Source organism: Bradyrhizobium sp. 157, assembly GCF_023073815.1.
Lineage (GTDB): Bacteria > Pseudomonadota > Alphaproteobacteria > Rhizobiales > Xanthobacteraceae > Bradyrhizobium.
Map to the genome: position 1 here is coordinate 1 of NZ_JADPKF010000095.1, position 24,422 is coordinate 24,422.

The following is a 24,422-nucleotide window of genomic DNA, read 5'->3' on the forward strand; positions in this document are numbered from 1 at the left end:
TCAATGGCCGCTTCTCGAGGCCGTATACATGACCGCTCCCCGATCCGTTGCCGAAGCACCAAAAAGCCCTTGCCGAGAGGGGGCCGTCCATACATGACGTGGACACAGTTTCGCATTCTCGCGACACAATGCGCCCGAGCTTTTGCAAATCATCCGCCCTCAATAATGAGAGGGCGCAGGGAATGCCGGGTGCCGGCTAGCACCCGCGGTCTCGTGTGCAAGATGCACTCAAGAATGCGCACACGAGCATACAGGTACAGCCGGAGCATCCCGGCATTCCCTGCGCAATGGTTTGACGGCTTATGCCGCGCTCTCCCTGGAGACGAATTCCTCTTGCCTCCATCGCCGACGAATTGACGGTTCGCATGACCCGGTTGGGTATCTGCAAACCTCCGCCAGCTTGACACCAGCCACGGGTGCCAGGACCACACGTCTATATTTTGGCACTCGGTGAAACACGCCGAAACGAAGAAAAGCCTTTAAAACGAGTACTTTTCGCCTAGCCTGCTTCGAGGTGCTTCGGCGGGTTTCGCCAAAACTAGGGCCCGGCCCTAAGCCTTTCAGTGCCCTCGCAACAGAAAGCCTCAAAGCCGAGCCCCTTTGGTCTTAACCCTTAGGAGCCGAAACCGAAATGGATACTACCATCACCACCGAGCCCACCGGCAAGCGCGCGCGCAATGGCAGCGTCGTTCTGACTGATCGCCTTTGCGAGAGGCGGGTCGCCAAGCGGGTCAAGATTTACGACCGCAAATGCCCGGGCCTCTATGTCAGCGTTATTCCGGCCGGCGTCGCGACCTTCTTCTTCAAGTTCACCGACCGCACCACTGGCAAGCAACGGTCCAAATGGCTGGGCGTCTATACCCCCGAAACCTTCACGGTCGAGCATGCCCGCACCGAGGTCTATGCGCTGAAAACCCGGATCGGCAACGGCGAGAACCTGGCAGAGGGCTTACGGCAGCAGAAGGCGCAGAGATTGAAGCGGGGCAAGACCGTCGACGAGATTATCGAGGAGCGGATCGAGTGGATGAAAGCGCCGGTTCGCAAGCCGGACGGGGAAATGCGACCCCGGCTGGAAAGCTGGGAAAATACCGCCAGCCACTTGCGGCGCTTCATCAGCCCAAGGCTCGGCAAAAAGCTACCGGGCGAAGTTACCAAGCACGACATTGCGACGCTCTCGAATGATATCGTCGAGGGCAAGTTCGGGCTTCCCTCGGTCAGCAATGCGCGGCATATGCGCAAGGCGGCCTCGGGCCTGTTCAACTGGGCAGCGGAGGCCGGCCGCGACTATGTAACCGCCAGTCCTTGCGTAAACCTGCCGAAGCTCGACCCAGAGCATCCGCGCACGCGCGTCCTTTCCGAGGACGAGATCAGGATTTTCTGGCACGGCCTCGATCGTGACGATCTGCCGTGGGATCGCCGGACGAGGCTCGCGCTCAAATTCGAGTTGGTCAGTATGTTGCGGTCGGCTGAACTGCTCGGCGCACACCGAGACGAACTGTTCGACCTGGACGGCGACAATCCGCGCTTCGACGTCCCGCTCAGGCGCGTCAAGAAGCGGCGGGTAATCCAACAGCCTCTTTCCGATCTGGCGGTGGAGATTATCAAGGAGGCCCAGCGCGGCAGCAACAAGCAGTTCGTGTTCGCAAGCCCGCTGGGCGATATGCCGATGAACCGCAAGGTGATGGCAACGGCGCTGCGCGGCACGAAGATCAAGGGCAAGGTCAAAACGCCCGGCATCTGCGCGCTGCTCGGCCTAAAGCCATTCACGCCGCACGATCTGCGCCGGACGGCGGCCACGTTGGCTGGCGATCTGGGCTTTGATGATGCTTGGATCGCAAAGTGTCTCGACCATGCCGCGAGCAAGAAATCGGAGCAGATCGTGCCCACCGTCACCGGCAAGGTCTACAACCACTCCAAGCGGATGAAGGAGAAGCGCGCAGTGCTGGACGGCGTCGCGGCCGAACTGCGGCGCATCATCGGCAAGCCCACAGCGATGAAACAGGCAGAAACCGAACTGCGTCTCATCGCCTGATCTTTTGAGCCCGATCCCGTTTTGGGGTCGGGCTGTTCTCTTGAAACATGGTAAGCCGGCGTCTCTCTTGAAACATGGTAGGCCGGCGTCGGGAAAGGCGCCCCGCTCCATCCAGGCGGCGGATCGGCTGGAAGGTTCCGGCGAGGAAGCCCTTCAAAACTTTTGAAGAAGGATGAAGCGGGGCTTTTATGCTACTGTCATTCCGCAGCAACGAAGTGGCCTTCCCATGTCGCGTAAAGACGTCCTCTTGGAACAGATCGCCCGCGCGAAACGCTTCGTAGCAGCGATGAATACCGAGGCCGATCGAGAAAAGTTCGAAGGCTTGGCGGCTAGTTATCAAAGCGAGTTCGACACATTAGAAGCGGCGGAGGGCCAGTCGTCTCCTGTTGCCGCCGCCCCGACGTCCCAAACTGCCTCCCTCAGGAATGAGCCTGTCGCGGCGATGGACCAGACCGGCACCTCGGAACGCAGTTGGACCCCAACTTCCGCAAGCGATCAGGCGCCGACCACCGACTGAAACCACCGGCCCCCGGGGTTGCACGGCCGCCGGAATTAACCGTCTCTTAGCGGCAGTCATGCCGAACTAAGGTCGGGCTGTTGTTAGAGGGTTCCTTGGCATGCTTCGAGACGGCACGTATGCAGCGTGGTTCAAGACCCCGCTAGGCCAAGGCACCGGCATCGCCCATGTCCAAGACGGCAAAATCTGGGGCGGTGATAGCATCATGAGCTACAGTGGGTCTTGCGAGGTGGACGGAGATCGGTTCACCGCGATCATAACGACTAAACGGCACACCGAAGGGCACGCAACGGTCTTTGGCGCTGATGACCTCACGATGAAGCTTGAAGGAACGTGCGACGGCAAGATAGCCAGGTACGTAGGAACGGCCGAGCAGGTGCCGGGAGTGCTTCTAGAGGGAACCCTCATTCTGAGTGAGCAATCGTTGCCAGCGCCCGAGCCGACCGGCCCGCCGCCAACATTCAACCCTGACAGACTTCCGAAGCTTCCGAAGCGCTCCCGCTGATTGATTAGGTTGTGGCCGACGAGTTACCGGGAAAACGCGACACCGACCCATTTGGATCATTGCAAGATTTGGATTTCGTGCCTCATTCGCGATTGAAGGATTCGCTCTTCGGCGGCAGCCGGCGCGTTGGTAGCGAGCACCCGCTCGATCATCTTGAGGAATGCGAGCCGGTTCCTGATCACGGCCACTTGGCGCTCGATGCTCTCACCCACGGCTTACGCACTCGCAATACGACTTGGACATAAGATCACCTGTATCTAAAGCGTGACCTTGCACCCGGATCTATCCGGGAAAATGCGGAAAGGGAAAGGCCAAGCGCATTCGTTAACGGCCGGGATCGAGCGCGGCCGGCTTGCCGTTGTGGTTCGCGCCCGCTGATCACGATGGGCGATGCTTGTCGCGGAGCGGCACCCTTACGCCTTACATAGATCAGTGGCCCGATGCATGCTTGGCCTCGGAGCGCGAGAGATGTCCGTTTTTAGCACCAATTTTGAGCTGTTGTTAGGAGTACGACATGAGTAACGAGAATTTTGCTCGGCTTCGAACACATCACACCGCTCGCTTAATGTCTAATAATGGCTATTCCCGGACACTGGCCTAAGTCAGGCCGATAGCCCGTTAATCATTTTGCTGTTGAGCGAGGAATTCCTCGATAGTATCGCCCCATTTCTCTCGAGCAGCGAGAGAGCATGGCGCGATGGCTAGCAATTTTCGTATTGTCGAGTTTCCTTCAGAGCCCGTGTTCGCCCAAGCACAGACGTCCCGATTTGAGTCCAATCCTTGCTCCGGAACGCGCCTACCGAACGTTCATGATGGAGACAACTTAACGCTTGCTCCAGTTATACGAGCAATCACCTATCAAATACTCGTATTGTTTCGAAATAAATGCGTAAGCTGCAGTAGCGACTACTACCTGGAGAACCTGTCCAAATGTCCAATCACTTGCAAGGCCGCGCGGAGCAGCACCAAGCAGTTTGTTGACGGCCATACCGCAGAGCCTATCGAACCGATTAATGGAGCGGTTTGGAACGCTGCAATAAGGCCACCTAGTTTGACGAATTTTTTCATTTTGAATGTCGGCTGTTCGCACCTTTGAGACACGCCGACGGACGACCAGAACGTCTGCTTACCTAGGTAAACCGGAAGTGATCCGCCGGCGGGTCAGAATGACGCGAATGATGTGGTGGACGACGCCCGCTCCCGGTATCGAATGTTCGAACCGAAGCCGCTCAGTACCACAGGCGGGGACTGGAACAACAATGCGAGGAAGTATGGCGAAGGCCAAGAAGGTGATGCGGCGTGAGTACACCCGCGAGGACGTGAAGGCTCTGAAGGCGCACTCGAAGGCCAAGACGCCGATCGCCAAGATCTCCAGGCAGATGAAGAGGTCGGTCCCCGCGCTGAGGGCGAAGGCGCACCAGCTCGGCATCGGGCTCGGTCACCAGCGCTGAGGCCTGATTTGCAAACGGATCACCAAGGCGGCCGATAGTCTGTTTACAGATCAGCGCGAAGCGCTCGCCATCCACAAACGGAATGGCCGCAGATCGCTCTGCGGCCCACCGGTCAAAAGTATGCTTGTCCGTGCTGAAATAATGCCCCGGCTCTCGACTAACGACACCACCGAACCGGCCGTTTTCCCTCCCGGAATACTACGGTCACGGGACGTTCGTGTCCGGAAAGTCTTTTCCGGAAAAGGGCAACCTCTTTCCCGATCGGAACAGACCGTCAACGGCGGCAGCCGAGAGTGTTCTCTGAGCGCGGAGCGCTCGCCGGCTATACCCAAGTATGCTGGAACGAAAGCGACTGCCGTTTCATTTGGTGATCATGGATCGGATATTGTTCACGGTGATCGCGGCGGCCCTGCTGATACTCATCGGGTCGGCCACCATGCTGATCTACAGCACTGGGCATTCGGTCGCTCTACCGTCAGTGACGCAATGTGGCTTCTGGGGCCAGATAAGCGACGGGATGTCTTGCCGATGAAGCCCCGAGGTTCGAGGTCGACCAATCGCGGAGAGTAGCCATGTTGGCACTTGAGGTACTCGCGATCTATATAACGCCCTTTTGCTCTTGGGAGCGGCCATCAAATTCCTGATGAAGCGCTAGGCGTCGATCTATCGGACGTCCAATCGCAGGCCGGGCCGCAACCGCAGAGCACGCAAGGTGTTTCTGTTGGGTGGATGGAGGACCGATAAATAGGAGCGCGGATCACGGGATGATCCTTATCCAGGGCTCTCCTGGGATGGCTCGGGATGCAGGCCGCTCGTTTCTCCCGCAGCTCTGCGACGAGCCTCGCCAGGCCGTCGATGGTCTTCTGGTCGGTGATGTTCCTGGCGCTCCTCTTGTAGTGCTCGATCTGGGCCTTGCACTGCTCGCACATGGCCGTCTCCGCTGGCATTCACCACGCGTAACGCGCCCGGCAGCACCTCGGTTCATATCTCAGCGCGAAGCGCTCGCCGACTATAGGCCAAACCCGATAAACGGCGGTTATGGGGCTAAATCATGTAGCGAGAAGCGCTGGCCGCACATGCCCGGCTCCGTCATTCCCGAGCGGGAAGTTTCCCGCGGCGCGCGGTGTCCCAATTCCAATTCTCAACGATCCTTTGTTCGGATAGCCCAATGTCCGATCGGCTCAGAGACTGGGCCCGTTCCCTCAAGCGCGATGCTCACGCGATCTACCTTGCGGCCCGAGACCTCGCACCCCTTGGTACGCCAGCGTGCTCGCTATTTGCGTCGCTGGGTACGCTCTGTCACCCATCAACCTGATCCCGGACTTCGTCCCAGTGCTGGATACCTTGATGAGTTAGTGATTCTGCCGCTCGGCATCTTGGCGGTAGTGAGGCTGATACCTTCGGAGGTCATGGCCGAGAGCCGGGCCGCCGCTGCCGCGGCAGTAGACAAACCCGTCAGGCGCACCGCCGCATCTATGATCGCCCTGATCTGGGTGGCATCCATCGCACTGACCTACCGCTATTTTCGGACGCTCGATTTCAAACTGAGACACTACCCTGCGGCGGCATCCGGTTTGTCCCGAGTGGGAAAGTGACCGGGCGCCACGGTCGGGTGGCCTGCCATCAGGTCCTCCAGGACGAACGAGATGACTTCGATCAGCTCGACGTTGGTCATCAGCTTGATCTCGGCGTCTGGGCTATAAGGGACGGGAACCCGTTCTGTCTGGAAACGCACTTTTCTAACTGTGACTGATGCTGCGCGATGTCCGTGGATCGAGATGGAGCGGACATCAACCAGGCTGCGCCCCCCACGAAATACTGACCGGCACCAATGCGCGCGACCCAGCCGCCATCGTGCACAGGGCGGCGAAACACGAAAAGGCCAGAGCCCCGCAATTCGGAATCCCTGCTCTGTGTTAGCAGCTGGAACGGAAGGCGGTCGGATTCGTCTGCGGCAGGAGTCACTCCGATGTTCATGACGAAGGACCGGCGGCCCGCGATCCGGACGTGCGAGGATGGGCGATCTCAGTACTATGGGAAACCGGTGCAATCCGCGAATGCGAGGAGCACGGTTGGATGCAGGACCGCGCCGACCCGCACGCCCGAGAGCGCGCGCCCCCATTATCGCCCGAGAGAATCCTCCGCCCGGCGTCTCTCCGCAGGCGGCCGTCGCCGAAGGTCGGGACGTCCTGGACTCGCTCGGCGACACCTGCCCCGAGTCTCTGCCAACCTGATTGCGCTTGCTGCGATCGGCAGACGACCGGCGATTGCGATGGAATGTTCTTCTTGAAAGTCCGTGAGGTCAGTCGGATACTGGAGCAGGTCCTTGCCACCAGCAATCCCAGGAGGACGATCATGCCGATCCAGATCGTGATGGACCGCAGCGGCGACCGCCGTCACCCCTTCAATTCGGATGACGCACAAGAACTGGCGAAGGCGGAGCAGCGGTTCTACGAGCTGACCAATGCCGGCTTCACCCCGGCAGTTAGGACGGGTCCGGGTCAGATCTCGCAGCTACGATCGTTCGACCCCACTGCGGAAGAAACTGTCTTCTTCCCCAGGCTGGTCGGCGGGTAACCGGCCCGGCCATGTTCGGCTTTCGACTGTGGCGGCCGCCAGGCGGCCGCTCCCGCATAAGCGCGACGCGAGCCCTCTTCATCTGGCACGGCGCCGAGGGCACGCCCGAGGGCCGCTCGCTGCGGCTCTTGCGAGAATGGCTGTCGCCGGCGCAGCGAGAGCAGTTCGCCAGGAAGGGCTACTTCGAGGTCGTCGGAAGCGACAGCGGAAAGCGGTACAGGATCCACGCCGGGGCCTCGGTGAATGTGTGCGAGATCGACCAAAGAGGTCGCCTGCAGGAGGGGCTGTGTTTCATGCCGATCGGCGCTTTGCCGATCGGAGACGTCATGCTTGCCCAGAAGATCGCGCTGGAGACATGCGAGGGCCAGGCGCGCGCCGTGGCCAAGAGGTTCACTCCGAACAATTTCCATTTCAGGCAAAGCCGACCTCTCGGCTGAGAGCGCAAATCGGCGTCGCCATGTGGCGGAGCCGCTCTATGCCGACTTACGTTTGTGTTTGGCGGTGGGTTTATTCGCGGTTGCTTCCTTTGCTGGCTCCTTGCCGGCGATCGGTAGCAGCATCTCCTTCTGTCCGATGGTCGCCTTCTTGGGCTTCTTCGCGGGCTTGGAGCCTGCTCCGACCCCACGCTCCGGCGCAACGCCTTTATCAAATCGACCACATTGCCGGCGGCCGGCCGGTCCTTCGAGGTGATCGGTTTGGCGGCGCGCTTCCGATTGATGAGGTCAATCAGGGCCGTTTCGCACTGGACTTCGAACTTCTCGGGTTCGAATCGTCCGGACTTTTGGTTCACGATGTGCTTGGCGAGATCGAGCATGTCCTTGGTGGCTTTGACGTCCTGGATCTCATCGAAATACTCTTCCTCTGAGCGGACTTCATATGGGTACCGCAGCAACGTGCCGACGAGCCCCTTCTCCAGTGGCTCGAGCGCGATGATGTGCTCGCGGTTGGTCAGCACGACCCGTCCGATCGCGACCTTGTCCATCTCTCGAATGGTCTCGCGGATCACGGCGAAGGCGTCGTGGCCGACCCTGCCATCGGTCCGCAAATAGTAGGGCCGGATCAGATAGCGCGGGTCGATCTCGCTGTGGTCAACGAGTTCGTCGATCTCAAGGTGAAGTCGGTCGGAATACTAACTGGGCTGGCGACTTGAAGCGCGGCACCGTTCTTCGATAAATTCCTTACGGTGCAGTCTATGGCGCCGCCGCCGAATTCGATCGTTCCGGCCTTCAACACGCGCCGACGAGTAGTAGTCCGTTTTTCAACCATGACGTGGCGCCTGTCGGTTACCAAATGAACGGTGACGCTAGTCCGAACGGGTTCACTGAGCGTTGTGCCTCTTGACCCTTCTCATCTGGCTGCGCTGTTTTTTGAGAGACCTTCGTCTGTCTTCCCCCAATCAATACGACGCCTAGTTAGCTTCGACTGCAGACACTGCAGACGCTTCCGTCGCGAGCATAGATGACGGAGTGGCAGGCAGAAAGAGCCGGCAGAGCACTGGAATAACCAGCAAACTGCAGAACGGGGAAAGTAGCATGCCGCCAACGATTACACATGCAAGCGGCTGCTGTACTTGTGAGCCGATACCGGTTGAGAAAGCCGCCGGCACCAGGCCGATGCAGGCGGAAAGGCCAGTCATGAAGACCTGCCGCATTCGCGTCTCGCCTGCGGAAATGATCGCCTGATCACTGCTCATGCCCTGCTCTTCGAGATTTTTGCGGACGTAGGAGACGAGGAGGATGCCATCCATCGCGGCGACGCCGAACAGCGAGATGAAGCCGACAGCGGCGGACACACTAAAGTTCAGGCCGGCAATGTAGAGGCCCCAGATGCCGCCTGCGACGGCGAACGGAATCCCTGATAGCGCCAACAAGCTGTCCCGCACCGAATTGAACAGGCTGTAGAGCAGCATCAGGATCAGCACGAGGCTGAGCGGCACGATAATCAGCAGGCGTTGCTTTGCCTCCTGAAGTGCGCCGAACTCACCTGACCACTCCAGTGAATAGCCTTGCGACACAGGCACGTTCTTGCCGACGCGCTCCTGCGCCTCGGCAACCGTCGAGCCGAGGTCGCGCTCGCGAACACTGTACTTAAGCGGAATGAAGCGCTGGCTGTTTTCGCGGTAGATGTAGGCCGCGCCCGGCTCTAGTCGAATTTCGCCAAGGTCGCCGAGGGGCACGTAAGCGGGTGGCGACTTGTTGTCGGCGCTCGGCAGTGCAACCGGAATGGCGCGGATCGCATCAACGTTCGTACGGAACTCTGGCGCAAGCCGCACGGTGAGACCGAAATTCATTTCGCCTTCATAGACCCGCGACACCTCTTGCCCGCCGATCGCCGCCTGCACCACTGTGTTGATGTCGCCGACCGAGAAGCCGTAGCGGGCGGCGGTCTCGCGGTTGATCTTGATCACCAGGTTGGGCTGGCCCAGGAGATTGAATGCGCCTGGATCGCGCACGCCCTGCACCCTCCCGATCTCCTCCTTAACCGATTTCGACAACCGCTCCAGCTCGGCGAGATCACGGCCAAATATCTTGATTGAGTTCTCCCCTTTGACGCCGGAGACAGCTTCCTCGATGTTGTCCTGGATGTACTGGGAGAAGTTGAAGTCTACACCAACGAACTCGCGATTGAGTCGCGCGCTAAGCTCGTTGACCAGTTTCTCCTTTGTCAACCCGCTCGGCCACTGATTGAAAGGCTTCAAGGGAACGAAGAACTCAGCCAGGAATGCGCCGTCTGGATCAGTGCCCTCCTCGCCTCGCCCCTGCTCCGACACAACGGTCGCGACAGGAGGATAGCTGCGGATCACGTCGCGGATTCTTGCAACGGTATCCATGCCAGCCTCAAGCGCAATTGTCGGCGGCATCGACGCGCGGATCCACATATTGCCTTCCTCGAGCTTGGGCAGGAATTCGGTACCAAGACGTGTCCCGGCGAATAGCGTCAGCGTCAGGAAGATGCCAGCAATGGTTATCGAGCGCTTTCCATTCTTGATCGCCCGCGGCAGCAGTTTCTCATAGCCGCTGCGCATGCAGCGAACGAGAAACGTTTCGATCTCCTGGACCTTCGTGGGCAGCAAGATCGAGGCCATCACCGGCGTTACAGTGAACGTGGCGATCACCGCGCCGAGCAGCGCATAAGCGTAGGTACGCGCCATCGGCGAGAAGATTTGCCCCTCCACGCCCTGCATGGCAAACAGCGGAATGAAAGCCGCGATGGTGATCACCACGGAGAAGAGAATAGCCTTATCAACCTCGACCGCAGCGGTTAGGATTCGGTTCAACCGACCTGTGAAACGAGCGTCCTCACTTTCTGCATGTGGATCATAGTGCGCTAGATGGCGGAAGATGTTCTCCACCATGATAACCGTGCCATCGACTATGATGCCGAGATCGATAGCGCCGACCGACAGCAGGTTGGCCGACTCGCCGCGCGCGACGGTGATCATGACGGCCAGAAACAAGGCCACTGGAATGGTCGCGGCGACAATCAGCGCACAGCGGAGATTGCCAAGGAATACCCACTGAATAAGAAAGATCAGCGCGATACCGAATAACAGATTGTGCAGCACTGTCTCGACCGTGATCGCCACCAGATCGCCACGATCGTAAAACGGCACGATCTTGACGCCTACGGGTAAGCTGCCATCCGCGTTGATCCGGGCGACTGCAGCGCGCACGCGTTGCACCACCTCCATGGTGCGCTCCAGCTTCTGCATCAATACAATGCCGGTGACCGTGTTGGTGACGCCGTCGCGCCCCGACATACCGATGCGTGGACGGAATCCGATCCCGACTTTTGCGACGTCGGACAGCAGCACCGGCACACCACTCTGCTGGCTCAAAACGATATTGCCGATATCATCGAGTGAGGTAATGACGCCGATGCCGCGCACATTGGCCGACTGCTCACCGATGCTGATGGTGCGACCGCCGACGTTTGCGTTCCCGGTCGAGATCGAGCTGATGATCTGGGGCAGCGTCAGGCCGAATGACATCATTCGGTTGAGATCGACCTCGACCTGGTATTCCTTGGAATTGCCACCCATCACCGCGACGTCGGCAACACCAGGCACAATACGCAGCTTCCGTTCGACGACCCAGTCCTGGATCGTCTTCAACTCCATGACGTCCATGCCCGGCGGACCGGTGAGCTGATATCGGAATATCTCGCTGATGCCTCCGGCCGGCGAGATGACCGGCTGTACGCCCGGCGGGAGCTGCACATCCTTCAATCGGTTCACGGCTTGCTGGCGCACGAAATGGTAATCACGGCCGTACTCGAACTGCAGCCGGATGAATCCCAGCGCGAACACTGTGTTGGAGCGCGTGAATTTCAGCCCAGGCGTGGACGAGACGGCGATTTCGATTGGAATGGTGACGTAGCGCTCGACCTCCTCCGGCGATTGCCCAGGCCATTGCGCAATAATCTCGATGATCGGCGGCGCCGGATCGGGGTAGGCCTCGATGTTGAGCGCTTTGAAAGCAACGACCCCCGCGCCGATGAACGCAGCAAACGCGATCAGCACCAGCGAGCGCCGGGCGAGGCAGAATCCAAGCAGGCCGCGCAGCATGAACGCGCCGCCCCTATTTCACTTCGTTGTCGACGAAGATCGCACCGCGCCCGACAACCCGCTCGCCGGGTTTTAGCCCCGAGACGATCTGCACCAGACCATTGGTCTCGCCGCCGAGCAGGACTTTGCGCCGCTCGAACACGCGCGGCTCGCATTCAACCCAGACGCTCGCCGCATCGCCGTTGCGGATGATCGAGGCGACGGGCACCACAGGTAAGCTCGCCGGATCCCCCGTGGCGATGCGAAAAGTTGCGAACATGTCGGCCTTCAGGAGCCGTCCCGGATTGTCGATTTCCGAACGCACGACGATGCGCCGGGTCTGCTGGTCCGACGAGGCACCGACGCTGGTAATGCGCGCGGTAAACGCCTGCTCCGGGAAGGCAGAGACCTTCACCTGCAGCTCCTGGCCGACGCGAATGTAGGCTATGTCGCTTTCGGGCACGAAGGCTTTCAGCCACATCACCGACAGATCGGAGATCGAGTAGAGCGGTTCGGCCGCATCGGCACGGATGAACTGGCCCGGGCCGATCTTCCGATTCACCACAGTGCCGTCGATCGGCGCGTTGATGGGGATCAGCGGATTGATAATACGCTCGCGCTCGATCCGCTCGATCTCCTGTCCGTCGCGTCCGAAGATTACGCGCAGTCGGTTGCGAAACGCCTGCACCGCGCCCTGCGCCGTCGCAAAATCTGACTCGGCGGCCGCGTGCTCGTTCCGCGCCTGATCGACGTCGCGTTGGGCAGTCGCCTTATCGCTCATCAGCGACAGCTGCCGGTCCAGGGTGCGCTTGGCGAGGTTTAGCTGCGATTTCGCCTTTTCCAGCGCCTGCAGCGCGCTGATGAAATCGGTCTGCGCTTGCGCCACTTCGGGGCTGTCGATCTCGAACAGCGGCTCGCCGTTCTTTACGTCTTCGCCGATCTTCTTCAAAAGCTTCGACACGCGGCCCGAGAACGGTGACAGCACCGCGGTGCTTGCATCCTCGTTGAAGGCGATCTGACCAATCGCGGATTTCGTCCTGACCAACGCCTTTGCCGTTGCCGGCGCAATGTCCAGCTGGTGCATCTGGTCGCCGGTCACCGTGACACGGCTGACCGTCGGACCATCGGTATCGACCGCGCACGCGAGCCCCGGCAGCGTCAGCGATGATACCGCCAGCGCCGCGACGAAAGCCGCCTTGCGCAACGATGCCGGCTGGCGGCGCAAGGTTTCAAACTCAACATTCATTGCAGGTTCACCGGTTCAAAAAAGCGTTCTCGCATCGCTCGCGTCTCGTTCAGCGCATCGTTTGCGGAGGTTGCGGGAAGCCGGTTCCACCAGCCGCCGCCGAGCGCTTGAAATAGCGCCACGGTGTCGGCAAGGCGCGCGGCCTGGGCCTGCACGCGGGCGAGCGAGGCCTGCAGATAGGCCTGCTGTGCCGTCAGCAGCACTGAAATACTCACCTGCCCGCGATCGATCTGCGCACGAGCAAGCTCGATGCTGCGGCTGGCCGAGCGTTCGGCGGCGATGGCAGCCGACAGCGCCCGTTCGTCGGCAGCAAGCGCACGCAGCACATCGGCAACGTTCTGGCAGCCGGCGAGCACGGCGGTGCGATAGAGCGCGACCGCCTCTTCGGTCGCTGCCTCCGCCGCGCGCTGCTTCTGCTCGCGGGCACCCGCATCGAACACGATCTGCGCCGCGTTGCCGGCGAGCATCCAGAACGCCGTATGCGGCGTGAACAGGCCCGCGAGCTTCTCCGCGCTGCTTCCGGTGTTTGCGGTAAGCGCGATCTGCGGCAGGCGGTTGGCGATGGCCGCGCCAATCTGCGCATTCGCCGCGCGCAAATTGGCTTCGGCTGCGCGCACGTCCGGCCGTTGGCGCACGAGGTCCGCCGGCAGGCTGCTCGGCAGCGGCCGCGGCAAGCGGAACGAGGCAAGCTGGAACGTCGCCGGCACGAGGTCGCTCGGCAACCGGCCCGTGAGGAACGCCAGCAGATTGCGCTGCTGGTCGAGCTGCTTTTCCAAGGACGGCAACAGAAGCTTCGCCTGCGCGACCGCCGTCTCCTGCGCCACGACATCGGGCAATGCGATGTGCCCACGCTCGTTCTGCAGCTGCAGAACCTTCAGCGATTGGGTCTGGATATCGATCAATCGCCGCGTGGCCGCGATCTGCCCTCGCAGCGACGCCTCCTGGATGGCGGCGAGCGCGATGTTGGCCGACAACGTGACGAACGTCGCCTCGCGCTGGAACGCCTGGGCCTCGGCCTGCGCCTCGGCCGATTCGATCAGCCGCCGCGTGCCGCCCCACACGTCGGGTACGAACGCGACGCTGACCTGCGCTGTCTGCACGCTGTAGATGCTCTTGCCGGATGCCGAGTTCGTGTCGAGCGTCGCGGTCGGCACCTGCTGGCGGTTGCTGTCGAAGCTTGCGCTGAACACCGGGAACAGCGACGCGCGTTGCGCCAGTGTGTTAGCCTGCGCGATGCGCACCGCAGCCTCGGCGGCCTGCAGGCCGCTGTTGTGCGCAATGCCGTCATCGATCAGCCGGTTGAGCTGCGGCGAGGCTAAGCGCTCCCACCAGTTGCCCGGGATGTCGGTGGATTCCCTGATCACCTGACCGGGGAAGTATCCAGCGGCGGGCGGAGCCTCCGGCGATTTGAAGTCCGGCCCGACCGCACATGCGCTCAGCATGAGGGCTGACGCGACTGCGCTGAACGCCGCGATGTATCGCGGTTGTATCGAGATGCCGCGAAGGCTCGCCCGGACGACAAGGTCGATGCTCCTGAAGGGATCAATCATCAGCGCGATGTACTTCAGCCAGTTGGAGGTTGGCCGCAAGCCGATTTCAGCGCTGCTCAACTTGAGAACATCGTCAGCAATCTGCGTGCCAGCGGCCGCACAGCGCACCCGCCATTTTTTGCAGTCAACTCAATGGTTTGGAATCGCTGTTCACGGCTCGCCCTAGCGGGTTGGCGGCTTTCCGCCCAGGCCCTCAAAATCGGGTGCGGATTTTTGCTCATCAGCCTCCGCATAGCGCCGCCGATCGAGCCCGAATCTGGCCATTTTGTCGGCCAGCGTGCGGCGCGGAACTCCGAGCTTCTCCATGACCACATTGATGCGCCCGCCCGCTTCGATCAGGCTCTGCTCAATAGTAGCCTTCTCGAATTCATCGACCTGTTGGGCGAGCGTCTGGTTTGGCGTGGCGCCTGCAGGAGCCAACGTGGCACGATCAAGTCCAAGAACATGACGTTCCGCCGCGTTGCGCAGCTCGCGAATGTTACCCGGCCAGTCGTGGCGCATCAGTTTGTCGGATTGGGCGACAGTGAGCGGACGGATCTCGCGCTGATAGGCTTTTGCAGCCGCCGCGGCGAAATAGTCGAACAGCAACAGAATGTCGTCGCGACGTTCGCGCAGCGGCGGCACATGCAGCTCGGCCACGCATAGGCGGAAGTAGAGATCGGGGCGGAAACGGCTTTGCGCCGTCCTCAGATCGATCTTGCTCGCGGCGATCGGGCGGAAATCGACGCTGATGCTGCGGTTCGAGCCGAGCCGCTCGAGTTGCCGCTCCTGCAGCACGCGCAGGAGCTTGCCCTGTGTCGTCATCGGCATGCTGTCGATCTCGTCGAGGAACAGCGTGCCGCCATGCGCATGCTCGATGCGGCCGGGACGCGCCTTTGTCGCGCCGGTGAATGCGCCGGCGTCATGGCCGAAGAACTCGCTTTCCGCCATCGTTTCCGGGATCGCCGCGCAATTGACAGCGACGTAGTTGCCTTTGGCGCGGCGACCGAGATCGTGAAGGCAGCGCGCGATCAAATCCTTGCCGGCGCCGGTCTCGCCATAGATGACGACGCTGACGTCGGTAGCCGCCAGCTCCGTCACTTCCGCGCGCAGCTCGTCGGCTGCCCGCGAGACGCCGACGATGCGCGAGGAAAGCGTCGGCGGGATAACGGCCTGGCGCAGCTTCCGGTTTTCCAGCACCAGCCTCCGCTTCTCGCTGGCTCTACGGACGATCTCGAGCAGCCGCTCCGGCTCGAATGGCTTTTCAACGAAATCATAGGCGCCGAGCCGCATCGCCTCGACGGCGATCTGAATGTCGCCGTGGCCAGTGATCATCACGACGGGCAGATCCGGGTCCAGCTCTTGCGCATGCCGAAGCAGCGCCATTCCGTCCAAGCCCTCCATCTTCAGGTCGGTAACGAGAATGCCATCAAAATCGGCGTTGAGCCGGTCTATGGCAGAGGTTGCCGAAGCGTGCGCGTCGACCTCTAGCCCCGCAATATCAAGCCACTGGCTGATCGCCTGCCGCATGGCGGATTCGTCGTCGACAAGCAAGACGCGGATTTGGTCAGGCATGGATTGACACGTTTTCGGGCCGGTAATTTGGTAATTCGATAATCATTTCGGTGCCGCCTTCCTCGCGATTGCTTGCGCGAATCTCGCCGCCGAAGTCACGGACGATGCCGTAGGAAATCGACAGGCCGAGGCCAAGCCCCTTACCGATTGGTTTAGTGGTGAAGAACGGATCGAACACCTGGTCGAGGTGCACTTTCGGGATTCCTGCCCCGTTGTCGATAACCCTGATGCTGACAATCTCATTCTTGGCCTCGACATGGAGGCGGATTATAGGCTTGGCAACATCGGCGACGGCATGCAAAGCGTTCTGCAACAGGTTGACGATAACCTGCTCCAGCTGTACGGCGTAGCCCCTGACGAAAACATTGTGCGGCACGCTTGTTTCAACCATGGTGCGAGACAGACCGATCTGGCTTTCGATCAGCAGCATCGCGCCTTGCACGGCACGCTCGACGTCGACAGGTTCTGTTTTTCCCGGTTCGCTCTTGCGCGCGAATGTCTTCAAATGTGACGTGATGTTGGCCATCCGCTCCGCAAGGCCATTTATCAGGTCGAGATTGGCCGCCACCTTTGTAGCGTCGCCGCGGTTTGCATAGATCTTGGTGCTTGCGATAAAGGTGCGAATTGCCGCCAGCGGCTGGTTGATCTCATGCGCGATCGCCGCGGACATTTGTCCGAGTGCGGCGAGCTTCCCTGCCTGCATCAGTGAGTTCTGCGTGTCGCGAAGCTGCTCCTCAGTTCGCCGCCGCTCCTCGATCTCCGATCTCAATGCCGAATTGGTCTCGCGAAGTTCGAGCGTCCTTTCGGCTACCACCGATGACAATTTCGCGCTTGCCTTGCGCGCGGCAACGAGCGCGGCCTGCCGTTGCCGGAGATAAAGCAGCCCCGATACAGCGATCAGGGAAATCGCCGCGCCGATGATGGCGCCGTCGCGTTGATCGCTTTCAATGGTTGCGATATCCGCTAGGCGATGGATCGTCCAGCCGTATTCACGCAGCGGCATCGTCTGATAAAGATACGAACGGACGCCGAATGGCGTCTGCACCTGGACAATTCTACCGTCGCCACGATATTCGACCACTTTGAAGTCGATAGGCGCGCTATGATTTTCGGGATACGCGCTATCTCCGGGTTGCGGTTCGTTCGTTCCGTTCAGGAGCCCTGCTTTGATTCGCCGGTATTTGAACAGCGCGTCGCTCGAAAGAAACACGGTTCCATTGACATCGCTAACCAGCACGCGCTCGCCAGCCTTCTCCCAGTCAGCCTCGATACGATCGAATTCAACGCGCACAACCGCAACACCCGCCACGGGCGCGCCGCCCACCGCATGGGCGACGTAATACCTGACCCGCTCGGAAGATTGATCCACGCCGAGATAAGTGCCGCGTCCGGTCTTCATGGCGCTACGGAAATACGGACGGTCACTGACATCCCTTTCCCTTCGGGTCTCCAATGACATGTCGTCATCTGCCGCGAACACCTTGCCGGAAGGTGATATGACGTAGAGAGCGCGCGTGTCCGCCTCGCGACCAATTCGCTTCAGTTTGTCGCTGAGCCTGTCACGCAAGGCTTGATCCAACGGCGCCGCCAAGGCAGCCCGCACATCCGGATCAAACGCCAAGACTACGGGCAGGTGATCCTGCCGACTGATCTCCGCCTTCATCGCGTTGGCCACAAGCTGAATGCGGGGTTCGTTCACCGCCTGCAGTGCGCGCAAGCCGTTCTCGCGCCAGATCCTTTGGGCGAAATAGGAACCAGCAACGATAAGCAGCAACGCAATCACGGCGAAAGCGAACTGCCGCGCACGCCGTATCCAGGAAAATGAACGCAATGCAGACCTCTCGGAGCGTCTAATTCGTCGCGCGAACCTCAATACCGTATTGTATCTGTATGTGTGGTCATGGGCGAGGGAACGGCTGAGCAACGCTTAGGCCGCACCGTCCGCTTTTTGAATCATATTAACATTGCTAATGGCGGCAGGCACGCCGGCATGTCGGACCGCGGTACAGGTGATTACCACCAACTGAAGTCGATGCGCCATATCGGAATGTTAGCAGCACCCTGAAAAAGGCTCCGGAAAATATCGCTGTGTAGTCCGAAACGACGGCATGCAGCCGCTGGGCATAGTTAGCCGCCGGCCATCTTGGTGCGGACGGCTTTTAAGCTCCGGCGGTTCGGGCGATCGAAATCTTTATCGATTGAGCTTGATCTGGCTAAGCTCGGCTTTTGGTGGCATCGAGCCAGAGGCGACAGGAAGGCCGGCCTACCAACCGGCATCGCTATTAAAGATTTGCGTCTACGCATCTTCAACCAGGTGCAATCGAGCCGGCGACTGGCGCTGAAGCGCCAGTGCAACATCGCATTGGTTTGGCTGACCGGCCGCCTACTACCGGACTTCGAGACGGTGTAGGATTTCTGAACAGGCAATGGTGAAGCTATCCGCAAGGTCTGCCGTGAGTCCGTAACTGCGCCGGCGCCTTAAGTTCAGCGATGGCAGCAATTTCAAAGCCGTTAACACACGAACCCGGAACTTCAGGCCAAGACGCAGCGGGGCGACGCAGATCGACAAGAGCATCGTTCGCTGCCTCTCACATTTTGTGCTGCGCTCACGCCGCGATTACTCAAAACACCAATTATTCGGTGTTCGTGTTCGGCACTTTGATCCAGCTCTGGCGGCCTGAGCAAATCCCCGAGCTGGGGCCGTTCTTACGCCATTGCAGTTGCCAAACGTCTTCAAACGAGGGAACGTTGGCCGCGTCTTGGCATTGGAGCCAAAAGGAGGACGCCATGGTGCGGGATCCTTGGACCTTCGCGGCGGCTGTGATTGCCTTCGGCATGATGGCTTGGCTTGTTATTTGCAACCCTAAGAGCCACGCTCCACGAAACGATTTCCCCCAGTCTTTAAGCTTAAGCGCCGAGCCCGATTTGCGACTCGTCACAGAGCGCAGCCCGTACATGCGGACCGAGCGCTGACAACTAGCACCGGCCTCGGCGCTGGCGGGCTGTTGCGCTCGTGTCGTAGTTTCGGCACAGCCTCGGCACTATCGGCGACGATGGTGCGAAGGCGGCGCTGCAGAAGCAGATCGACGATTGGCACAAGACCGCGGCGCGCTACCGTTCGGAGCTGGACACCGGCGAAGGTTCGTAAGAACTCGCCAAACGCGCCAAGCACCAACGCGACGAGGCCACGGCAAAATATCACCACTACGAAATCGCTTCACCGCCTTCCAGATCGGAATCGTGCTGGCGACGGCCACCATCATCACCGGCATGATCGTGCTGGCCTGGGTTTGGCGTGTTGGCGATCGCCGGCATCGGCATCACCGCGCTTGGCCTATACGCGCCGCATCTGTTACATCTGCATTGAACGGCGGGCGTAAATTGCCGGCGATGCGATGCACCGAGTGAAGGATTCCTTCACATCATCGTCTTTGTGTACATCGAGACCAGCAAACACATTGGTGCCGAGCACGGGAAGGCGTTCGCAAATGTGTATAGCGCGATTAGTACGTCTTCTTCGGCTTCTTTTTCTTTTTGTCTTTGGTCGTAGCCTGTGCCATCGCCGCTTTTGGGCCGGTGGCGGCCATCGGTGCGGTTGCATCGGAGCCTGACTTTACCGCCGCACCACCGCTCGTGCCGCTGGCGCCGCCAGTTTGTGCCATGCCGCCGGCTGCTGACAGTGCCACCGCGATTGCGGCCACGGGAATGATCAATGCGCGCATCATAAACTCCCTTAAACGAGTTCCGGTCCCGAAAGACCGCCTGTTCCAACCGATCTCAACCGTCCAAGTTCCGCGACGGACGCCAAAAGCCCGCCAGGGCGCGAACCAGCGGGCTGTATCAGTTAGGCGCTCAGGTCCGGCCGCGAACGAACGAGCGTTAGCACCGGCGCCTTGGAGTACTCCCGCGGGTACGGATCCGCCCTTAACGCTGGTCTATTGGATTTGCGTCCTTCGTGGCTCGGGTTAGAGCCGGGGCGGAAGTTACCGCTTCCCCTCGGCTTAGTATTTCTGTAAACTGAAATTATGAATAAGTCGATTTCTGTAATCAAAAATTCTGTTGGGCGTCCCAAAAAAAAGGGCGGGGTCTATCCCGTAAGCGCCGTCCGACTTGCACCCGATATCTCCGCTTCCGTCGATGACTGGGCGTCGAAACAATCTGACAAACCAAGCCGCTCCGAAGCTATCCGCCGGCTTGTAGAGCTGGGGCTGAAGACGAAGGGCAAATGAGCGCGCCAAGAATCCGGGAACTCGAAAATATGGCAGCAAAGCTGTCAGCCACCGCACGCAAGCTCCCGCCGGGGCAGGAACGCCAAGACGCATTTCGGGAGATCAGCAAGTTTCGCGATAAAATAACTGCCTTAAAAATTGCCGAACGATCAGCACAAGAGCCGAAGACCCAACACAACTGAGCAAATCGCGATTGGGCGCGAATAGGCCATGCTCTCAGCGATGCATTATCCGCAATGGTTGATGGTTGCCGGAGCCATCTTGGTTGTGCTCGGATTTATTGGCTTTGCATTTCAGCGAAACGGGAATTGTGAACCGCCCTCTCACGGCTGAGGCGAAGGCGAAATACAACGGGGGCGCTATGGTTTCATTTTTGATTGGGTGTTTTAATGATCGTCGCCGTCGGCGCAATCTGCTTTGGGCCGCCGACAATCTCGCCACCAACAGTCGACTAGCAAATCTGCTTAACTTGCTCGTGGTGCTCGTTTGCCTCGGCGCGATTGTGCAACGAGTGCTGCCGCCGACATTTTAGCCAATGCCCCGGCTTGTGAGCAGGGGCTGAACGCCCGCCCGCAAGTTGCTCCTGTCTGGCGCGCAGGCGCATTGTAGCGAGCGCTCCGTTGACCCGCATTCCCGGCTTTCCTGTGCATAAATGCAGCCCATGCTCAAATAGGTCGAGTTCTGCATTCCGACCGCCGGCAAAGTCGTGCCCAGCAGCCCGGATTGGATTCACGAGATCAAATACGACGGCTATCGTATGCGCCTGGAGCGCGAGGGCGACTGTCATCTCCGGGTTAAATTTAGGCATCAATGTAGCTCAGAGTCGTGACCGGGCTAGGCTGGATGATATTTTATACGTTACTTATCTACTTCATAGCCGTGGGGCTGGCGTGGTGGTGGCGTTCGTGATCTGGCTATTCCAATCGATCTCACCGACCTGACGCAGTAATCCGTGGCTGCCCCGGCTGAGAGGCTGAGAGGCCGGCGTCCTTGGCCCATTCCAGGCTGGCGATGAGCGTCATCTCGGGCAGCGCCAGCAACCAGGCGTTGCCCCTAATACTGTGAAGCATCTGCTTTCGACGGCGTAGCGGCTATGGCTGGAGTTGTTGCTTGCCAAGACCTCCTAAGGCGATGCGCGCAGGGTCCTCATCACGTGGCCGCCTCTCGGGCGCTACACCAACAGCAGCCCGCCATGGAGCTCATGCGACCATCGCTGAAATTCGAATTCCCGTAATCGGCGACATAGAGGTTGAGCGTGCTGGGATAGTCGTTAGGGTCGCTGCTCGGCGCGAGCTCGAGGTCCTTGATATGGGCCGACGTGTTGGTGTTGCGGAATCCCTCGAGCACGTCGATCTTTGTATGATATTGCCGCTGCGGTCGTTGACCCAGATGTCCGGGCTAGAGCCGCCGCCGACATAGAAGACGTCGTGACCGGCGTCATAGCACAGCGCCTCGGGATGCTTGATTGCTGCGGGCAGATTGAAGGTCGAGAAAACCTGCGTGCGCAGTGCAAGACACGTCCACTAACAACCATCGTGGACAAGAAGCCGACCACCACCAGCACTGTCATTGTTGGCGACGGCAAGGTGTTCAAAACAGGCACGGCAGCTGAGGCCGAGATGACGGGGGGTGGCGAGAAGCGATAACACCCGCTCCGTCCGCTCCAATCCCCGGAAATGGCCCAAAAGCAAAGGTCGGGTGCCAAGACGGTTCGCTACTTCGCGTCCCGTCTATGCCGCGACGAAGGGCTCCTCCCCTAAGCTGGCGGCTCTGGCGCTCACGCGCTGCAGTCGTTTCCGCTCGCAGGGCCACTCGTCATTTCAAAATCGGCCACGGGGGACGGGGAACGGTTTCTAGGTTAGCTGGTTGATCGCCCGTGTCGATCTGGAGAAATCGACATGGTCTAGATTCCTTCGGCCTCAGTCGCCCCCGCGCTGGGGCCGTTCCTTTGGGCGGTACATGCGAAACAGCTTCCGGAAATCCTTGTCCCGCATCATAGCCAGGAAAGCCGGGGGAAGTCGTCCGGCCGCCCGGCAGGCCTCTTCCCGCACGCTTCATCGCGCTATCAATATAGTTCCATTCTAAAGCGCAGTATCTTCCGTTGGCCTGTCTTGTATGCAACTTGCGGGCCGATACTATCCGGGCGGTGCAAGCGCGAATGCCCAACTGCGCAGACGGTGCCAGATGACGTCCATTGCCGATCCGATTGCCGGAACGCCCCGTGGCGACAGCAGGGGGACTTTCGCGAAGGATGATGCCGCGGCCGTGGTTTCCGCGCCGGCGATCACGCTGGCGGTGGCCGGCGAGCGCGAATTGCGGCTCGACCTGTGTCGCGGGCTCGCGCTGTGGCTGATCTTTGTCGATCACTTGCCGACAAACATCCTGACCTGGTTCACGATCCGCAATTACGGATTTTCCGACGCCACCGAGATCTTCATCTTCATCTCCGGCTACACCGCCGCCTTCGTCTACGGCCGCGCGATGCTGCAGGCCGGATTCGTGGTAGCGACCGCGCGCGTCCTGCGCCGGGTCTGGCAGATCTACGTCGCCCACGTGTTCCTGTTCACGATCTTCCTCGCCGAGATTTCCTACGTCGCCACCCGTTTCGAGAACCCGCTCTACAGCGAAGAAATGGGCATCATGGATTTTCTCAAGCAGCCGGATGTCACCATCGTCCAGGCGCTGCTGTTGCGATTCCGCCCCGTCAACATGGACGTGCTGCCGCTCTACATCGTGCTGATGCTGTTTCTGCCGGTTATCCTGTGGCTGATGAAGTGGCGGCCCGATGTCACGCTCGGGCTGTCGGTGCTGTTGTACGCGCTGACCTGGCACTTCGACTGGTATCTCACGGCCTATCCGAGCGGCTTCTGGATATTCAATCCGTTCTGCTGGCAGTTGCTGTTCGTGTTCGGTGCCTGGTGTGCGCTGGGTGGGGCGCAGCGCATGTTCCGCATCCTGGCATCGCCGGTGACGATGTGGATCTGCACCGCCTACCTGGTGGCCGCATTCTTCGTCACGCTCACTTGGCACATTCCGCAGCTCAGCTTCCTGATGCCCAAGCGGATCGAGCGGTGGATGTATCCGATCACCAAGACCGATCTGGACGTGCTGCGGTTTGCCCATTTCCTGGCGCTGGCGGCGCTCACCGTGCGCTTCCTGCGTAAGGACTGGTCGGGCCTCAAATCGCGCTGGCTGCGACCATTGATCCTCTGTGGCCAGCATTCGCTTGAGATATTCTGTCTCGGCGTCTTCCTGGCCTTTGCAGGGCATTTTGTGCTGGCCGAAGTTTCCGGTGGTGCTTTCATGCACGCCCTGGTCAGCGTTGCCGGAATCCTCATCATGTGGGGAATGGCGTGGGTGATTTCGTGGTACAAGCATTCTGCCGACAAGGATGGGTCGAAGACGAAACGCACCGGCGGCAATGCCGATCTGGCTGGAGGCGGCGCATGACATCCGGTTCTGGAGCCGTGCTGGTTCTTATGCTGCTCGCCGGTCTTGGCGCGGCCGGCGTCGCGCGCGCCGAGGATCCACCCCAGACCTGCGAAGTTCCGGCCCATCTCCTGGCTACCGACAGCGTGCTTCCGAAGGTGGTCGACACCGTCAAAAATGCCCGGCCGCTGACCGTGCTGGTGGTCGGCAGCCGCTCGTCGACGATCGTTTCCTCGGAAGCCAGCGCCTATCCCGCAAAGTTGCAGGCGGCCCTGAAGGAGAAGCTGCCGTCGATCCCGGTCAACCTCTCCGTAGAACTACAGACCGGAAAAACCGCCGAGGAAGTGGACGCCGGCCTCGTTAAGCTGGTGGAAGCAAAAAAGCCTACTTTGGTCATCTGGCAGACCGGAACCGTCGATGCTATGCGGTCGGTCGATCCCGACGATTTTCGGCGCGCGCTCGACGAAGGCGTTGCTGCGCTGCAAAACGCGGGAGCCGATGTGGTTCTGGTCAATCTGCAATACAGTCCACGCACGGAAACGATGATTTCGGCGCCGCCGTACCTCGACAACATGCGCGTGGTGGCGCAGCAGCACGACGTTCCGCTGTTCGACCGTTTCGCCATCATGCGTCACTGGAATGGTGCTGGAGATTTCGACCTGTTCAGTACCTTTCATGGCACCGGCATGGCCAAGCGGGTTCACGCCTGCCTTGGCCGCGCGCTGTCGAAATTCGTGCTGAATGCAGCCCGCCTCGATACGGCGCAGCAGAATTGAGGAAGTAGGG

The 24,422-nt window shown here is 60.2% G+C and carries 18 protein-coding genes and 6 pseudogenes; 15 read left to right on the plus strand and 9 right to left on the minus strand.

The annotated features are described in order from the left end of the window. Window positions 1-631 precede the first annotated feature (631 nt). The 5 genes and pseudogenes from IVA95_RS30100 to IVA95_RS30120 all read left to right on the plus strand — a co-directional run bounded on the left by IVA95_RS30100 (window position 632) and on the right by IVA95_RS30120 (window position 6,100). Window positions 632-2,032, plus strand: coding sequence for a site-specific integrase (locus tag IVA95_RS30100; RefSeq protein ID WP_247513797.1), 1,401 nt, complete (start codon window positions 632-634; stop codon window positions 2,030-2,032). A gap of 226 nt (window positions 2,033-2,258) precedes the next feature. Further along, window positions 2,259-2,549: a hypothetical protein gene (locus IVA95_RS30105; RefSeq protein ID WP_247513798.1), complete on the plus strand. Its 291-nt coding sequence runs from the start codon at window positions 2,259-2,261 to the stop codon at window positions 2,547-2,549. Between the two features lie 100 nt (window positions 2,550-2,649). Beyond that, entirely contained in the window at window positions 2,650-3,054 is a 405-nt protein-coding gene (locus IVA95_RS30110; protein WP_247513799.1) for a hypothetical protein, read from the plus strand. A 1,271-nt stretch (window positions 3,055-4,325) separates the two neighbouring features. Then, window positions 4,326-4,505: a hypothetical protein gene (locus IVA95_RS30115; protein ID WP_247513800.1), complete on the plus strand. Its 180-nt coding sequence runs from the start codon at window positions 4,326-4,328 to the stop codon at window positions 4,503-4,505. A 1,168-nt stretch (window positions 4,506-5,673) separates the two neighbouring features. Further along, window positions 5,674-6,100, plus strand: a pseudogene (locus IVA95_RS30120) (YkvA family protein). On the opposite strand, the gene IVA95_RS38880 reads toward IVA95_RS30120, so the two are convergent. Continuing rightward, window positions 6,058-6,180 (minus strand): hypothetical protein, encoded by a 123-nt coding sequence (locus IVA95_RS38880; protein ID WP_256470316.1) that lies wholly within the window; start codon window positions 6,178-6,180, stop codon window positions 6,058-6,060. The pseudogene IVA95_RS30120 and the gene IVA95_RS38880 overlap by 43 nt on opposite strands. 294 nt (window positions 6,181-6,474) lie before the next feature. Between IVA95_RS38880 and IVA95_RS30125 the strand changes: the two are divergent. The 3 genes and pseudogenes from IVA95_RS30125 (at window position 6,475) to IVA95_RS30135 (ending at window position 7,519) form a co-directional block, all read left to right on the plus strand. After that, window positions 6,475-6,739: pseudogene (locus IVA95_RS30125) on the plus strand (hypothetical protein). A 121-nt stretch (window positions 6,740-6,860) separates the two neighbouring features. Next, window positions 6,861-7,082, plus strand: a complete 222-nt coding sequence (locus tag IVA95_RS30130; RefSeq protein ID WP_247513801.1) for a hypothetical protein — start codon at window positions 6,861-6,863, stop codon at window positions 7,080-7,082. An 11-nt stretch (window positions 7,083-7,093) separates the two neighbouring features. Beyond that, window positions 7,094-7,519 (plus strand): hypothetical protein, encoded by a 426-nt coding sequence (locus IVA95_RS30135; protein WP_247513802.1) that lies wholly within the window; start codon window positions 7,094-7,096, stop codon window positions 7,517-7,519. Window positions 7,520-7,555: 36 nt separating this feature from the next. On the opposite strand, the pseudogene IVA95_RS30140 reads toward IVA95_RS30135, so the two are convergent. From IVA95_RS30140 to IVA95_RS30170, 7 genes and pseudogenes are all read right to left on the minus strand, one after another. Continuing rightward, window positions 7,556-8,193: pseudogene (locus IVA95_RS30140) on the minus strand (Ku protein); the annotation flags it as partial. Further along, a pseudogene (locus tag IVA95_RS30145) lies at window positions 8,190-8,348 on the minus strand (PilZ domain-containing protein); the annotation flags it as partial. The pseudogenes IVA95_RS30140 and IVA95_RS30145, both read right to left, overlap by 4 nt. A 142-nt stretch (window positions 8,349-8,490) precedes the next feature. After that, a complete protein-coding gene (locus IVA95_RS30150) occupies window positions 8,491-11,649 on the minus strand; it encodes a CusA/CzcA family heavy metal efflux RND transporter (protein WP_247513803.1) in 3,159 nt (1,052 codons plus the stop codon). Window positions 11,650-11,662: 13 nt separating this feature from the next. Continuing rightward, entirely contained in the window at window positions 11,663-12,874 is a 1,212-nt protein-coding gene (locus tag IVA95_RS30155) for an efflux RND transporter periplasmic adaptor subunit (RefSeq protein ID WP_247513804.1), read from the minus strand. Continuing rightward, window positions 12,871-14,316, minus strand: a complete 1,446-nt coding sequence (locus tag IVA95_RS30160; protein WP_247513858.1) for an efflux transporter outer membrane subunit — start codon at window positions 14,314-14,316, stop codon at window positions 12,871-12,873. The genes IVA95_RS30155 and IVA95_RS30160 overlap by 4 nt, the downstream gene beginning before the upstream one ends. 270 nt (window positions 14,317-14,586) lie before the next feature. Next, on the minus strand, window positions 14,587-15,978 hold the full coding sequence (locus IVA95_RS30165; protein ID WP_247513805.1) for a sigma-54 dependent transcriptional regulator: 1,392 nt from the start codon (window positions 15,976-15,978) through the stop codon (window positions 14,587-14,589). After that, on the minus strand, window positions 15,971-17,752 hold the full coding sequence (locus tag IVA95_RS30170; protein ID WP_247513806.1) for an ATP-binding protein: 1,782 nt from the start codon (window positions 17,750-17,752) through the stop codon (window positions 15,971-15,973). The genes IVA95_RS30165 and IVA95_RS30170 overlap by 8 nt, the downstream gene beginning before the upstream one ends. Before the next feature lie 398 nt (window positions 17,753-18,150). Here IVA95_RS30170 and IVA95_RS30175 point away from each other — a divergent pair. Then, window positions 18,151-18,512: pseudogene (locus IVA95_RS30175) on the plus strand (transposase); the annotation flags it as partial. A gap of 497 nt (window positions 18,513-19,009) precedes the next feature. After that, window positions 19,010-19,345: pseudogene (locus tag IVA95_RS30180) on the plus strand (DUF4337 family protein); the annotation flags it as partial. A 136-nt stretch (window positions 19,346-19,481) separates the two neighbouring features. Here the strand turns inward: IVA95_RS30180 and IVA95_RS30185 are convergent. Next, complete coding sequence (locus IVA95_RS30185) at window positions 19,482-19,700, minus strand: hypothetical protein (RefSeq protein ID WP_247513807.1); 219 nt, start codon at window positions 19,698-19,700, stop codon at window positions 19,482-19,484. Window positions 19,701-20,203: 503 nt separating this feature from the next. Between IVA95_RS30185 and IVA95_RS30190 the strand changes: the two genes are divergently transcribed. The 5 genes from IVA95_RS30190 (at window position 20,204) to IVA95_RS30215 (ending at window position 24,412) form a co-directional block, all read left to right on the plus strand. After that, a complete protein-coding gene (locus IVA95_RS30190) occupies window positions 20,204-20,389 on the plus strand; it encodes a hypothetical protein (RefSeq protein WP_247513808.1) in 186 nt (61 codons plus the stop codon). Between the two features lie 104 nt (window positions 20,390-20,493). Further along, a complete protein-coding gene (locus tag IVA95_RS30195) occupies window positions 20,494-20,739 on the plus strand; it encodes a hypothetical protein (protein ID WP_247513809.1) in 246 nt (81 codons plus the stop codon). Between the two features lie 823 nt (window positions 20,740-21,562). Then, window positions 21,563-21,853 (plus strand): hypothetical protein, encoded by a 291-nt coding sequence (locus IVA95_RS30205; RefSeq protein WP_247513810.1) that lies wholly within the window; start codon window positions 21,563-21,565, stop codon window positions 21,851-21,853. A gap of 538 nt (window positions 21,854-22,391) precedes the next feature. After that, complete coding sequence (locus tag IVA95_RS30210; RefSeq protein WP_247513811.1) at window positions 22,392-23,657, plus strand: OpgC domain-containing protein; 1,266 nt, start codon at window positions 22,392-22,394, stop codon at window positions 23,655-23,657. Beyond that, window positions 23,654-24,412: a GDSL-type esterase/lipase family protein gene (locus tag IVA95_RS30215; protein WP_247513812.1), complete on the plus strand. Its 759-nt coding sequence runs from the start codon at window positions 23,654-23,656 to the stop codon at window positions 24,410-24,412. Before IVA95_RS30210 ends, IVA95_RS30215 begins: the two co-directional genes overlap by 4 nt. Window positions 24,413-24,422: the final 10 nt, after the last annotated feature.